Source organism: Alcaligenes faecalis (genome assembly GCF_002443155.1).
In the GTDB taxonomy this organism is placed as follows: Bacteria; Pseudomonadota; Gammaproteobacteria; order Burkholderiales; family Burkholderiaceae_B; genus Alcaligenes; species Alcaligenes faecalis.
Window position 1 is genome coordinate 3,787,790 of record NZ_CP023667.1, and the last position, 13,521, is coordinate 3,801,310.

The 13,521-nt window shown below is 56.0% G+C and carries 12 protein-coding genes; 6 read left to right on the forward strand and 6 right to left on the reverse strand.

Translation table 11 applies throughout. The features are described from left to right. Positions 1–20: 20 nt before the first annotated feature. From CPY64_RS17610 to rpmH, 5 genes are all read right to left on the reverse strand, one after another. Positions 21–1,463 (reverse strand): catalase, encoded by a 1,443-nt coding sequence (locus CPY64_RS17610; protein ID WP_042485114.1) that lies wholly within the window; start codon positions 1,461–1,463, stop codon positions 21–23. Positions 1,464–1,814: 351 nt separating this feature from the next. Further along, positions 1,815–3,482: a membrane protein insertase YidC gene (gene yidC, locus CPY64_RS17615; protein WP_042485111.1), complete on the reverse strand. Its 1,668-nt coding sequence runs from the start codon at positions 3,480–3,482 to the stop codon at positions 1,815–1,817. 107 nt (positions 3,483–3,589) lie between these two features. Next, positions 3,590–3,832, reverse strand: a complete 243-nt coding sequence (gene yidD / locus CPY64_RS17620; RefSeq protein WP_035269485.1) for a membrane protein insertion efficiency factor YidD — start codon at positions 3,830–3,832, stop codon at positions 3,590–3,592. Further along, on the reverse strand, positions 3,829–4,194 hold the full coding sequence (locus CPY64_RS17625) for a ribonuclease P protein component (protein ID WP_042485108.1): 366 nt from the start codon (positions 4,192–4,194) through the stop codon (positions 3,829–3,831). Before CPY64_RS17625 ends, yidD begins: the two co-directional genes overlap by 4 nt. Positions 4,195–4,263: 69 nt before the next feature. After that, entirely contained in the window at positions 4,264–4,398 is a 135-nt protein-coding gene (gene rpmH, locus CPY64_RS17630) for a 50S ribosomal protein L34 (protein WP_003800771.1), read from the reverse strand. Positions 4,399–4,622: 224 nt separating this feature from the next. On the opposite strand from rpmH, the gene dnaA reads away from it, so the two are divergent. The 4 genes from dnaA (at position 4,623) to CPY64_RS17650 (ending at position 10,608) form a co-directional block, all read left to right on the forward strand. Beyond that, positions 4,623–6,020, forward strand: a complete 1,398-nt coding sequence (gene dnaA / locus CPY64_RS17635; RefSeq protein WP_009461437.1) for a chromosomal replication initiator protein DnaA — start codon at positions 4,623–4,625, stop codon at positions 6,018–6,020. 2 nt (positions 6,021–6,022) lie between these two features. Next, a complete protein-coding gene (gene dnaN, locus CPY64_RS17640) occupies positions 6,023–7,132 on the forward strand; it encodes a DNA polymerase III subunit beta (protein WP_009461439.1) in 1,110 nt (369 codons plus the stop codon). 76 nt (positions 7,133–7,208) lie between these two features. Beyond that, complete coding sequence (gyrB, locus tag CPY64_RS17645; RefSeq protein ID WP_042485102.1) at positions 7,209–9,662, forward strand: DNA topoisomerase (ATP-hydrolyzing) subunit B; 2,454 nt, start codon at positions 7,209–7,211, stop codon at positions 9,660–9,662. A gap of 244 nt (positions 9,663–9,906) precedes the next feature. Next, positions 9,907–10,608: a pseudouridine synthase gene (locus CPY64_RS17650; protein ID WP_042485099.1), complete on the forward strand. Its 702-nt coding sequence runs from the start codon at positions 9,907–9,909 to the stop codon at positions 10,606–10,608. 170 nt (positions 10,609–10,778) lie between these two features. On the opposite strand, the gene CPY64_RS17655 is transcribed toward CPY64_RS17650, so the two are convergent. Beyond that, complete coding sequence (locus tag CPY64_RS17655; protein WP_042485098.1) at positions 10,779–11,246, reverse strand: GNAT family N-acetyltransferase; 468 nt, start codon at positions 11,244–11,246, stop codon at positions 10,779–10,781. Positions 11,247–11,724: 478 nt separating this feature from the next. On the opposite strand from CPY64_RS17655, the gene CPY64_RS17660 reads away from it, so the two are divergent. Further along, positions 11,725–12,207 (forward strand): TRAP transporter small permease, encoded by a 483-nt coding sequence (locus CPY64_RS17660; protein ID WP_042485095.1) that lies wholly within the window; start codon positions 11,725–11,727, stop codon positions 12,205–12,207. Further along, on the forward strand, positions 12,207–13,496 hold the full coding sequence (locus CPY64_RS17665) for a TRAP transporter large permease (protein WP_042485092.1): 1,290 nt from the start codon (positions 12,207–12,209) through the stop codon (positions 13,494–13,496). The genes CPY64_RS17660 and CPY64_RS17665 overlap by 1 nt, the downstream gene beginning before the upstream one ends. Positions 13,497–13,521: the final 25 nt, after the last annotated feature.

The following is a 13,521-nucleotide window of genomic DNA, read 5'->3' on the forward strand; positions in this document are numbered from 1 at the left end:
TTAAACAGCCCGGTCAGGGTTTAAAGCTGACCGCGTTTTGTCAGTTCTGCTTTAACACCTGCACCGTAGGCAGGGTCTGCCTTGGTGAAGTGGCCCAGCTGACGTTCGATGATTTCCTTGGGAACACCCGCCATGGCGTCGGCAATATTGCTGAACAGACGTTGCTTTTCCTCGTCGTTGAACAGGCGGAACAGATTGCCGGGCTGCGAGTAGTAATCATCGTCTACGCGGTGATCCCAGTGATTTGCCGGCTGGCCGTCCAGCGCCAGAGGTGGTTCGCTGCGGGGAGCCTGTTGCCATTCACCCTGGCTGTTGGGCTCGTAGTTGATCGTGCCGCCGTTATTGTCGCCAGTACGCATGGCGCCATCGCGATGGTAGCTGTGGAACGGACAACGTGGTGCGTTCACCGGCAGCAGGCCGTGGTTCACGCCCAGACGGTAGCGCTGGGTGTCGCCGTAGGAAAAGATACGGCCTTGCAGCATGCGGTCGGGCGAGTGGCCAATACCAGGCACCAGGTTGGCTGGTGTAAAGGCGGCTTGCTCCACTTGGGCGAAGTAGTTGGTGGGGTTCTCGTTCAGTTCCAGCATGCCCACATCGATCAGCGGGAAGTCGCCATGTGGCCAGACCTTGGTCACGTCAAAGGGGTTGATGTGGTAGGTGCGCGCCTGCTCTTCGGTCATGATCTGAATGCGCAGCGCCCAGCGTGGGAAGTTGCCCTTTTCAATGTTTTCGTACAGATCGCGCTGCGAGCTCTCGCGGTCCTGGCCTACGACTTTGGCGGCTTCTTCGTTGGTGTAGTTGGCAATGCCTTGCTGGGATTTGAAGTGGAACTTCACCCAGTGGCGCTGGCCCTTGTCGTTGATCAGGCTATAGGTGTGCGAACCAAAGCCGTGCTGCTGGCGCAGGTTACAGGGCAAGCCGCGGTCGCTCATCAGGATGGTGACCTGGTGCAAGGATTCGGGCGACAGGGACCAGAAATCCCAGGCAGCGCTCATGTTGCGCAGGTGGCTGCGCGGGTCGCGTTTCTGTGTGTGGATGAAGTCGGGGAACTTCAGTGGATCCCGTATAAAGAAGACAGGAGTGTTATTGCCCACGAGGTCCCAGTTTCCGTCTTCTGTATAGAATTTGAGGGCAAATCCTCGAACGTCGCGTTCTGCATCGGCGGCTCCTGCTTCACCAGCTACGGTGGAAAAACGTAAGAAAACGGGGGTCTGGCTGCCTGGCTTGAAGACCTTGGCCATGCTGTACTGCGTGATGTCGTGCGTGACGGTAAAGGTACCGAAAGCGCCCGAACCCTTGGCGTGCACCACGCGCTCGGGGATGCGTTCACGGTCAAAGTGAGCCAGCTTCTCCAGCAGCCAATAATCCTGCATCAGGACGGGACCACGAGGGCCTGCCGTCATGGAGTTCTGGTTCTCCTCAACTGGGCGGCCAGCGGCGGTCGTCAGGGTTTTGTTGCTCATTGTGATTCTCCGTTGAAGCTGACCCGAACCGAGTGGGGCGGGTCGTTTTAAGAAGTTGAGATCAGTCTACTTGCCTTGGTCGAAATAGTTAAATCAAATGATTTTAGCGAACGAATAGCTTTTTGCTATTGAAAGGGGTTTTCATCCCGATCATAGCGGTAAGTAGAAACACAGAAAATGAAATTTCTACGATCGGGACAGAGAGGAAAAGCTAATAAATGTGTGCACATAGTCTTTAAGCGCTGGGGGACAAGGCATTATTGGCGGGCAGTAGCGTTTAGTGCAATCGGGTAGATAACAGGCATAAAAAAACCCCGCTAAACGTAGCGGGGTTTTTTGTGTCAGAGCGAATTAGCTGTTGGCTGCTTTCGCGCTGTTCTTTTCGATCTGCACCATGATGTAGCGCTGCTGGGCAATGGACAGGATGTTGTTCACGCACCAGTACAGAACCAGACCGGCGGGGAAGAAGAACATCATGCCACCAAAGACCAGAGGCATCAGCATCATGACTTTGGCTTGCATTGGATCAGGTGGCGTTGGGTTCAGCTTGATCTGCAGGAACATGGTACCCATCATGATGGCGGGCAGAATCATCCATGGGTCGCGTGCGGCCAAGTCGTGAATCCACAGAATCCAGGGTGCACCGCGCATCTCGACGCTGCCCAGCAGCACCCAGTACAGCGCAATGAACACAGGGATCTGAACCAGCATGGGCAAACAACCACCCAGCGGGTTGATCTTCTCGGTGCGGTACATCTCCATCATGGCGGCGTTCAGCTTGGCCTTGTCGTCGCCGAACTTCTCGCGCAGGGCTTGCATGCGTGGAGCAAATTGCTTCATCTTGGCCATGGAGCGGTAGCTGGCAGCCGACAGCGGGAAAAACACCAGCTTGATCAGCACGGTCAGCGCCACAATGGCCCAGCCCCAGTTACCCAGCAGGGAATGCAGCCAGGTCAGCAGCTTGAACAAGGGCTTGGAGATGATGGTCAGCCAGCCGTAGTCCACCACCAGATCCAGACCGGTAGCCAGTTGCGACATGGCTTTCTGGTCTTGCGGGCCTACCCACAGGGCAGCGTCCACAGCCTTGCTCTGGCCAGCGGCGATCGAACCGACCGGTTCCAGCGTGCGCACGGCGTACAGATTGTTGCCCAGCTTCAGGATCTCATTGGTGCGTTGCAGGTCCTGGGCAGGAACCCAGGCGGTTGCAAAGTAATGCTGCACCATGCCGATCCAGCCGTTATCCACGCTGCGAGCGTAGGCGGCCTTGTTCTTGTCGATGTCCGAGAAGGTGATCTTCTGGAACTTGTCGCCGCTGGAATAGACCACAGGACCGGTAAAGGTGCTGTACAGGCGGGAAGAGTCGGGTGGGTTGTTGCCGTCGCGAGTCAGTTGCAGGTACAGGCGCGGGTCAATGGCCGAGCCGGTATTGTTCTGGATGTCGTGGCGAACCTGGATGTCGTAGCGGCCCTTGTGCAGCGTGTAGGTCTTGGTGACCTTCACGTCGTCCGAAGTGGCTTCAAACACGACGTCCAGCGTATCGCCCGTCATGCTGCGCTGGCTGGAGACCAGGGTGAACGGGGTCAGGTGGTTGGGCAGGTTCTGGCCGGCGGCACCTACAATACCGGACTGAGCCAGGTAGGTGGAGGCGGGCGAGTTATCCAGCAGCACCATGGGCTGCTCGGGGTTCTCGGGCGAACCGTACTTCAACAGCTCGGCCTTGATCAGCTGGGCACCTTCGGTGCTAAAGCCCAGCTTGTAGACGTCTGTGGTGATGTCGATGGTTTGCGCTGTGGCGGACACCGCGCTGTTGCTCGAGGGCAAGGCAGCAGACGCAGTCGGCTCTTGAGCAGCGGGAACACCACCATTTGCGGCAGGTTCGTCGGAGGCTGCTGGTGCTTGTGTGGTGGCTGGGGTGGAAGCGAACAGCGATGGCTTGCCGTTATATTCCTGCCAGTTGTTCCACAGCAGCAGCAGTGCAAAGGAGAAGATCATCCATAGGATGGTGCGTCGGATATCCATAGCGCCTGTATCACATTTATAAAGCTGAGCAAAAGCTTAGCAGTTTAACGTAGCTGGTCGGCAAACAGGGGGTTGCCTTGAAAAACAAGGCGCAGACCAGGACGGTTTTAGAAAGTGTTGCGGTCTTCGGGCGTGCGAGCGGGCACAGGATCATGCCCTCCCTTGCACCAGGGATTGCAGCGGCAGATGCGTACACCCCCTAGCCATAAGCCTTTGAGCGGGCCATGAATGTCAATGGCCTGCAAGGCATAGTTGGAGCAGCTGGGGGTAAAGCGGCAGTTTCTGCCGATCCAGGGACTCAGAAAAAACTGGTAAAAGCGGATCGGCGCCGAAGCCAGTTTGCGCATCATGGCCGTACCCTGGACAACAAGGTGGTGGCTTCATCGCGAACCAGTTGCTTCAAGACAGTCAGCGACACCAGGGGCACCTTGCTGTGCAGCCTAAAGACATAGGCGGCATTGGGCAAGCCTTCGCGTTTGTGGCGGAAGGTTTCACGCAAGATACGTTTGATGGTGTTGCGGGTGACGGCGCGGTTGGCAAAGCGCTTGGGGACGATCAGTCCCAAACGGGCTCCTTCGGTCTGGTGTGGGTCCTCGCCACGAGAGCGAGTGACCACGAACAAAGCCCCGCGACCTACACGCTGTCCTTTTAATGACTGCGCGTATTCGGTGGGGCTATGTAAGCGAGCCGTAGCTGGAAAGGAGGCACGCATGATGCGTATCGTGGGAGTCGGGCTTTAGATAATAGATCCATCACCCTGGGCCCCGCATCCCGACATGGCTTATACAGCCAGACGTTTGCGACCTTTGGCGCGACGTGCGTTCAAAACAGCGCGGCCACCGCGAGTTTTCATGCGAACGCGAAAACCGTGGGTGCGCTTGCGACGGGTAACGGAGGGTTGGTAGGTGCGTTTCATGGTGTATCCAAAAAAATGAGCCGCCAGAAATCGCAGAAAAGCTCCACCCCGACAGCACAAAGGCTTGGGATCTGGCAACAGAAAATCGTGTTAAGCCCGTCATTTCAGCAAATTCTTTCTGTTGTGTCAATTATTTAGCCCGATATTGCGCAACTAAATTTGTTAGCCTGTGGATAACTTGGCACAGCTCAGGGTAGAATCGAGGTTTACAGAAGTGATGACCGATGAATGAGTTCTGGCAGTCCTGCGTTCAGAAATTGGAGCAGGAGCTTCCCCCCCAACAAATAAGTGCGTGGATACGTCCACTGGTTCCCCTGGACTTCGATAGTGAAGCCGGGGTGTTGCGCGTTTCTGCTCCTAATCGTTTCAAACTGGATTGGGTCCGCAAGAATTTCGCCACTCGTATCGAGGAACTGGCTTCGGATTTCTACGAATGTCCCGTTACGGTTCAGTTCGAGCTGCCTTCGGCCAGCGCGGCGCCGCGTCGCGCCCTGGCCGATCGTGCTGCTCCTGCGCCTGCAGGCAGCCCCGCCGGTGAAAACCTGGCCCCGCCCGTTGCCAACCCGGCCATGACGGCGGTGGTGGATGCGGTACAGGATCGTTCGCGCCTGAATGCCGAACTGACCTTCGACAATTTCGTGACGGGTAAAGCCAACCAGCTGGCACGCGCAGCGGCCTTGCAGGTGGCCGAGAACCCCGGTGTCTCCTATAACCCGCTCTTTCTGTATGGCGGTGTGGGTTTGGGCAAGACCCACCTGATTCACGCGATCGGCAATGCGCTGGTCGCCAATGGCAATGGTGTGCGGGTCCGCTATGTCCATGCCGACCAATACGTGTCGGACGTGGTCAAGGCGTACCAGCGCAAGGCGTTTGACGAGTTCAAGCGCTACTACCATTCGCTGGACTTGCTGCTGATTGACGATATTCAGTTTTTCGCCGGCAAGAACCGTACGCAGGAAGAGTTTTTCTACGCCTTTGAAGCGATGGTGGCCCAGCGCAAGCAGATCATCATCACCTCGGATACGTATCCCAAAGAGCTGGCCAATATTGATAGCCGCCTGATCTCGCGCTTTGACTCCGGCCTGACCGTGGCGATTGAGCCGCCCGAGCTGGAAATGCGCGTGGCGATCTTGCTGCGCAAAGCCCAGGCTGAAGGCATTGCCATGCCCGAAGAAGTGGCCTTCTTTATTGCCAAACATCTGCGCAGCAACGTGCGCGAGCTGGAAGGGGCGCTGCGCAAGGTTTCGGCCTATGCGCGTTTCCATGGCCGCGACGTCCTGACGGTGGAAGTGTGCAAGGACGCACTGAAGGATTTGCTGTCGGTCTCCAATGGGCAGATCACAGTGGAAAATATTCAGAAAACCGTGGCCGATTTTTATAAAATCAAGGTCGCGGATATGTACTCCAAGCGCCGCCCCGCCAATATCGCCATGCCGCGCCAGGTGGCCATGTATCTGGCCAAGGAACTGACCCAAAAGAGTTTGCCGGAAATTGGCGATCTTTTCGGTGGCAGGGACCACACTACGGTGCTGCACGCGGTGCGCAAAATCTCGGATGCACGCACCAAGCAAGCCGAACTGAATCACGCATTACACGTACTGGAACAAACTCTCAAAGGATGACCATGCAACTCGTTCAAGCTACCCGCGACGCATTGCTAAAGCCCTTATCCACAGTAGTTGGCATTGTGGAGCGCCGCCATACTTTGCCGATTCTGGCCAACATCCTGCTGCGTAAAAACGGCTCTGATGTCTCTTTCCTGGCAACTGACCTGGAAGTGCAGATCACCACCAATGCCGACTTTGGCGTGGGTGAGGACAATGCAGCCACCACCGTGGCGGCCCGCAAGCTGCTGGACATTCTGAAAGCCCTGCCCGACTTTGGCGATGTGCGCCTGGGCCTGGACAGCGGCAAGCTGACCATCCAGTCCGGCAAGAGTCGCTTTCAGTTGCAGACGCTGGAAGCCGCTGATTTTCCAGTGCTGAACCTGCCCGAGCAATGGGACGTGTCCTTGAGCATGCCTCAGCGTACCTTGAAGCACCTGTTCAATACGGTGCACTTTGCCATGGCCCAGCAGGACATCCGCTACTACCTGAACGGTATGTTGCTGGTGTTCGAGCCTGGTCTGGTACGTACGGTTACCACGGACGGACACCGTCTGGCTCATAATGCCACTGCAATTGATGGCGTGCAGGAACGTCACGACATCATCGTGCCCCGCAAGACCGTGCTGGAAATGCAGCGTCTGCTGGGCGATACCGACGATCTGGTCAATATTGACGTGTCCAGCCGTCAGATCCGTTTCCGTTTTGGCGATGTGGAGCTGGTCTCCAAACTGGTTGAAGGCAAATTCCCCGACTTTGCGCGTGTGATTCCTTCCAACTACACCCGCCACTTTGATGTCAGCCGTGAAGTGCTGCAAGGCAGCCTGCAGCGTGCTGCCATTCTGACCACCGACAAACTGCGTGGCGTGCGACTGCAACTGTCGCAAAACCAGCTGAAGATTTCTGCTTCCAACGCTGAACAGGAAGAAGCCGTCGAAGAGCTGGATATTGATTATGAACACGAAAGTCTGGACGTTGGCTTTAACGTCAGCTACCTGCTCGATGTGTTGGCCAGCATCAAGGACGAAACAGTCCGCTGGTCTGTGCAGCCCGATGCCAACGCCTCTGTGTTGATGACGCTGCCCGAGCAAGAAGACTTCAAGTACGTGGTCATGCCGATGCGCATTTAATGCAGCATGTTTGACCGGTATGGCCCGCCGGGCCATACCCGCTTGAAGCAGACAGGCTATTACAAGGTTTTATGCTATGACCGATCAAACCACGACCACCCAGCCAGCCGATTACGGCGCTGATTCCATCAAAATGCTCAAAGGCCTGGAGGCCGTGCGCAAGCGTCCAGGCATGTACATCGGGGACACCTCCGATGGCACCGGCCTGCACCACATGGTTTTCGAGGTGGTGGATAACGCGATTGATGAGGCGCTGGCCGGTCATTGCGACGATATCGTCGTCACCATCCACTCCGACAACAGCATTTCGGTGTGTGATAACGGCCGCGGTATTCCAACCGATATCCACAAGGACGACGAACACCAGCGCAGCGCCGCTGAAATCGTCATGACCGAACTGCACGCTGGCGGTAAATTCGACCAGAACTCCTACAAGGTGTCTGGCGGTTTGCACGGTGTGGGTGTGTCTTGTGTGAACGCCCTGTCCGAATGGCTGTTGCTGACCATCTGGCGCAACGGCAACGAACACCAGGTCGAGTTCCGCCGTGGTGAGCGCACTGCGCCCCTGGCCGTGACTGGTCTGGCTGAAGGCCGCACGGGTACTTGCGTGCGCTACCTGGCTGACGTGGAAATTTTCAGCAACATCGAATACCACCACGAAATTCTGGCCAAGCGTCTGCGCGAGCTGTCCTTCCTGAACAATGGCGTGAAGATCCGCCTGGTTGACGAGATCCAGGGCAAGGAAGAAGACTTTGCCTTTCTGGGCGGTGTCAAAGGCTTTGTGGACTTCATCAACCGCAACAAGACCCCGTTGCATCCTAACGTGTTCAGCGTGGCTACCGAGTCCAATGCTGGCGGCACGCCGGTATCGGTTGAAGTGGCCATGCAGTGGAATGACAGCTACGCTGAAACCGTGCTGTGTTTCACCAACAATATTCCCCAGCGCGACGGTGGTTCCCACCTGACCGGTCTGCGTGCGGCCATGACCCGCGTGCTGAACAAGTACATTGCCGACAACGAACTGGCCAAGAAAGCCAAGGTCGATACCTCCGGTGACGATATGCGCGAAGGCCTGGTCTGCGTGCTGTCGGTGAAGGTGCCCGAGCCCAAGTTCAGCAGCCAGACCAAAGACAAGCTGGTGTCCAGCGAAGTGCGTCCCGCCGTGGAAGAAGCCGTGGCCCGCACCCTGGAGACCTGGTTGCTGGAGAACCCCAACGACGCCAAGGCCTTGTGCGGCAAGATCGTGGAAGCAGCCCGTGCCCGTGAAGCGGCCCGTAAAGCCCGCGAAATGACACGTCGCAAGAGCGTGCTGGAAGGCGCTGGCCTGCCCGGCAAGCTGGCCGACTGCCAGGAAAAAGACCCAGCCCTGTGCGAACTGTACATTGTGGAGGGTGACTCCGCAGGCGGCTCGGCCAAGCAAGGCCGAGACCGTAAATTCCAGGCCATCCTGCCGTTGCGCGGCAAGGTGCTGAACGTAGAAAAAGCCCGTTTCGATCGTCTGATTTCCAGCGAGCAGATCACTACCCTGATCACTGCCCTGGGTACCAGCATCGGCCCCGACTTTGATATCGACAAACTGCGCTACCACCGCATCATCATCATGACTGACGCGGACGTGGACGGTGCTCATATTCGTACCTTGCTGCTGACACTGCTGTACCGTCAGATGCCCGAACTGATTGAGCGTGGCTATGTGTACATCGCGCAGCCGCCTTTGTTCAAGGTTAAGGTTGGGCGTGAAGAGATGTACCTGAAGGACGAGGCCGAGGAAGCGGAATTCATGTTGAAGCTGGCACTGCGCGATGCAGTGCTGACACCATCCGAAGGTGCAGCTCCTATCACAGGCGAAGCCCTGTCCGACTACGCCCATCGCTACGTGAAGGCCAAGGCCGTGATTGAGCGTCTGTCGCGTCATATGGACGGTGATGCCCTGTCAGCGTTGGCTGAAGGCGTGAAGTTGAACTTGGACACGCAGGAAGCAGCCGAACAAACTGCTCAGGATTTGGAGAAGGCGCTGTTCGACGAAGCTGCCCCCACCGTCGTTAAAGTCTTTGCTGCCTTTGATGAAGGGAGCGAATCCTGGCGTGTGGTGGTGCAGCGTCTGCACCATGGCAACATCCGTGTCACGGTGTTTGACCGCAACTTCGTGCGTGGTGGCGATCACCAAACTCTGGCCCGCGCTGGCGAGACCTTTGCCGGTCTGATCGGTGATGGCGCCATGGTGGCTCGTGGTGAAGGCGAGAAGCGTCGTGAAACCGCCGTGGATGATTTCCGTGAAGTCATGCAATGGCTGTTGACCGAAGCCGAACGCGGGCTTAGCAAGCAGCGCTACAAAGGTCTGGGTGAGATGAACCCCAGCCAGCTGTGGGAAACCACCATGGACCCCACCGTACGTCGTTTGCTGCGTGTGCAGATCGCTGATGCCATCGATGCGGATCAGATCTTCACCACGCTGATGGGTGATCACGTTGAGCCACGTCGTGCCTTTATCGAATCCCATGCCTTGCAGGCGGGGAACCTGGATATTTAAGGCTGTCGGTGCTCACAGTTTCTGAAAGCTTCTCGGTTTGATGAAAACCGATCTCAGGAATTCGTGAAAAACCTCGCAGCGATGCGGATGAATAAAATGGGCTCCGGCGTTCCTGCTGGGGCTCATTTTTTTGGTGATGACGGAGGGGCCTTGAATCCTAAGGATCAGGCGTCGGCCGTAAGGCCCCCTGACCGATCGTAGAGACGTTGTAAATTATTCAATAACTTATTTGTTTGGAAATGGAATGCGACTGGACAAGTTTCTTGGTGAGAGTACGGATCTGAGTCGCTCAGACGCACGTAAGGTGCTAAAAAGCGGGGAAATCACGGTTAATGGCGAGGTGGTGACTAAGGGCACCCACGTTGTGCAAGAGGGCGATGTGGTGTGCTGGGACGACGAGCCGCTTGCCCTGGTTGGTTTGCGTTACATCATGCTCAATAAGCCCGCTGGTTACGAGTGCAGCCTTAAAAATAGTGCTTACCCGTCCGTGATGATGCTGATCGATGTAGAAAAGCGCGAGCGCTTGCACACCGTCGGTCGCTTGGATGTGGATACTACCGGCCTGATTTTGATTACGGATGATGGCCAGTGGACGCATCGTATTATCTCGCCCCGCCATCAATGCGATAAGGTCTACGTGGCGACCTTGGCAGAGCCTTTGCCTGACAATGCAGAAGAACTGTTCAAGGCCGGTATCTTGTTGAATGGCGAGGACAAGCCAACGCTGCCAGCTGTGCTGGAACGCATTGATGAACGCACCGCAAGGCTGACCATTCAGGAAGGGAAATACCATCAGGTGAAGCGTATGTTTGCCTCCTTGGGGAATCTGGTTCAGACCCTGCATCGTGAGCGCATTGGCTCGCTTTCCCTGGATGACAGTCTGGAGCCGGGAGAGTCGCGCTACTTAACGCCGGCCGAGGTGCAGCAGTTTGTAGAAGAAGGCTAAGCCCCCGGTCCTTGGTTCTGGCTTTGATAAGTCAAAGGTGTATCAAGGCCAAGGCTTTGATGTCCTGACATTGGGAAACCAGTCAAAAAAAGCGCTCAAACAGAATGTGTTTGAGCGCTTTTTTGTACCTGCATCAATCATCAAAGGGTCTGGTGGCGCGGTGTCCTGCCTTATTTAAGCGCCTTGCGCATGATGCTGGTGTTGTGTTCATAGCCCAGCTGCTCATACAGAGCGATAGCGCCCCGATTATTGCTCAAGACCCCCAGCTCGATGTAGTCCAGTCCACGCACGTGTGCCCACTCCTGGGCGGTCTGCATCAGCAGCTTGCCCAGTCCCATGCCTCGTGCCGATTCTGTCACGACAAGATCAATCACATAGGCAAAGTCATGCGGCGTGATGCAGTTGTACGGCGGGGTCTTTTGCTGCTGAACAATAATGAAACCCAGCGCCTGATCGTCCTTCTCGGCCACAAACAAGGCTGCCTGGTCCGACTCGATCATGGACCGGATAAAGCCTTCGTCCTGCCGTGCTTCCAGGTAGTAGTGCGGCTGCAAATGATGCATGTGGGCAAATAGCTCGGCGTACATATCTCCAATCGTGCCAATGTCAGCAAGTTGGGCGGGACGTAGGGTGGGCATGGTTCGGGCTCTTGGTCAGTAATAAAGTGGAAGCGAAAACAGAAGCGTCTTGATGGTAGGCCGGGCACGGGGAGGAGGCAAATCTTCTGTTCAGAATATCCCTTCAATAACAAGGGGTAATCCGCTTTCATGCAAGCCTGAAGCTTGGGTCCAGCTTCGTTCTCTGTACACCCTTTCCTCCTGAAAGCCGCTTCTGTACATTTATCCCTGTTTTTGTAAAGTATTTGTGCACGTACTTTACGACCGTCTTTTTCCTGCAAGCTCTTTTCCCGGGTTTCATAATGAGGCTCTGAAACCCTTGTGAATTCAGGTTTTTTATAAATATTTAATGGAAAACCCCAAGCTTATTTTTTTCAAAAAACTAGAGGTTTAAAGTAATATCACATTGTTTTTGGGAAAATTTTGTGTACATTTAATGCACGAAATTTACACGAGGCGCTGAAATTTATACGCAATGCCTATAGAGGGGAGGAGATTGATGCAGACCCGTTTCTTGCGTCATGTTTGTAGTTGGATGTTCGGGCTGTCCGCATTGGCCATTCTGGCCTTGATGGCGGTGGCCTTTGCCGATGTCATGATGCGCAGCTTTGTGCGGCCGCTGTCTGGCGCTTTTGAATTAACCGAGGTGCTGGTCGGGGTGATGGTGTTTGCCGCCCTGCCCTTTGTCACCTTGAGTGGCAAGCACGTCAAAGTGTCCTTGCTGCGCTCTCTGGTGGGCAAGAACGTGCTGATGCAAGGTCTGTTGCGCTGGTGCAGTCGTGTGGCGACAGGTGTGCTGATGGCCTTTCTGGCTTATCACCTGTGGGCCTTGGGTACACAGTTTGCGCAGACCAATTCGCGCGCGGTATTTGCAGACCTGCCATTGGCGCCTTTTGCTTACTTTGCAGCGGTGATGTGCGCCCTGTCCACGCTGGCCGCACTGTTCAGTGCCGACGGCGACGAGCTCGCTGAGGAAAAATAATGACTGTCGTTGTCACTGGCATGATCATCCTGATCGTGCTCATGGTTCTGGAAGTACCCATCGCCGTGGCGATGGCTCTGGTTGGTATTGGTGGCTTTGCTTACGTAGTCGATTGGGGCCCGGCCGCCTATATGGCCGCAGAAACCTCGTATCGCCTGGTTCATAACTACAACTTGTCGGTCATCCCACTGTTCATCCTGATGGGCAATCTGGTAACACGGGCGGATGTCTCCAAAGACCTGTTCGATCTGGCCTATCGCTTTGTCGGTCATCGTCGTGGCGGTCTGGCCATTGCCACAGTGCTGTCGGGCGGCATGTTCTCGGCCGTATGCGGTTCCAGCTTTGCGACGACGGCCACCATGGCCCGGGTTGCGTACCCCTCCATGAAGCGCTACGGCTATGCCGATTCCCTGGCAGGTGGCGCTATTGCATCAGCCGGAACTCTGGGTGCCATGATCCCGCCCAGTGTGCCCCTGATTGTCTATGGCGTGCTGACCAGCACGGATATTGGCAAGCTGTTTATTGCAGCCGTATTGCCCGGTATTTTGGGCATGGTGTTGTATATCGCTGCGGTGATGGTGGCCACTCGCATGACTCCCGGTCTGGCAACGGCGGGAGAGCGCAGTTCCTGGCTGGAGCGTATTCGCGGCCTGAAAAGTGTCGGTGCCGTTTTACTGTTGTTCCTGCTGGTCATCGGCGGGATTTACGGCAACTTGTTCACGCCGACTGAAGCGGCCGGTATTGGTGCGGTCGGTGCCCTGCTCATCATGATCTGGCGTCGCAAGTTCTCCTGGCAGAGCTTGATGGGTGCCTTGCGTGAAACCGCCATGACCAGTGCCGCCATCTTCGTGATTATGGTGGGCGCACAAATCTTCACCACCTTTGTGAACGTGGCCGGCTTTACCGCCATGTTGTCCGATGCAGTCCAGCAATGGGACTTGCCGGGCTGGGGCATCGTGTTGGGCATCGTGGTGTTGTACCTGGTCCTGGGCTGCATGCTGGAAGGCATGTCCATGCTTCTGCTGACTTTGCCCATTGTCTTCCCATTGATCACGAACCTGGGCCTGGACCCGATCTGGTTCGGCATTCTGGTGGTGACCTTGATCGAAGTGGGCCTGATTACACCGCCCTTGGGGATGAACGTCTTCGTGCTCAATTCCGTGGTGCCGTCCATGTCGCTGGGCACCATTTACCGAGGCGTTATCTATTTTGTTTTGGCTGATCTGCTGCGCCTGGCGCTCTTGATTGGCATTCCTGGCATTGCTTTGTTTCTGCCCTCATTGATGTAAGCCATTTTTTTTGAATCTGATTTTC

Bases quoted from the DNA above. Each gene is read 5' to 3' on its own strand.
- dnaN (WP_009461439.1), top strand. From the start codon at position 6,023: ATGCAACTCGTTCAAGCTACCCGCGACGCATTGCTAAAGCCCTTATCC.
- CPY64_RS17610 (WP_042485114.1), bottom strand. From the start codon at position 1,463: ATGAGCAACAAAACCCTGACGACCGCCGCTGGCCGCCCAGTTGAGGAG.
- CPY64_RS17665 (WP_042485092.1), top strand. From the start codon at position 12,207: ATGACTGTCGTTGTCACTGGCATGATCATCCTGATCGTGCTCATGGTT.
- dnaA (WP_009461437.1), top strand. From the start codon at position 4,623: ATGAATGAGTTCTGGCAGTCCTGCGTTCAGAAATTGGAGCAGGAGCTT.
- yidD (WP_035269485.1), bottom strand. From the start codon at position 3,832: ATGATGCGCAAACTGGCTTCGGCGCCGATCCGCTTTTACCAGTTTTTT.
- gyrB (WP_042485102.1), top strand. From the start codon at position 7,209: ATGACCGATCAAACCACGACCACCCAGCCAGCCGATTACGGCGCTGAT.
- CPY64_RS17625 (WP_042485108.1), bottom strand. From the start codon at position 4,194: ATGCGTGCCTCCTTTCCAGCTACGGCTCGCTTACATAGCCCCACCGAA.
- CPY64_RS17660 (WP_042485095.1), top strand. From the start codon at position 11,725: ATGCAGACCCGTTTCTTGCGTCATGTTTGTAGTTGGATGTTCGGGCTG.
- rpmH (WP_003800771.1), bottom strand. From the start codon at position 4,398: ATGAAACGCACCTACCAACCCTCCGTTACCCGTCGCAAGCGCACCCAC.
- CPY64_RS17655 (WP_042485098.1), bottom strand. From the start codon at position 11,246: ATGCCCACCCTACGTCCCGCCCAACTTGCTGACATTGGCACGATTGGA.
- CPY64_RS17650 (WP_042485099.1), top strand. From the start codon at position 9,907: ATGCGACTGGACAAGTTTCTTGGTGAGAGTACGGATCTGAGTCGCTCA.
- yidC (WP_042485111.1), bottom strand. From the start codon at position 3,482: ATGGATATCCGACGCACCATCCTATGGATGATCTTCTCCTTTGCACTG.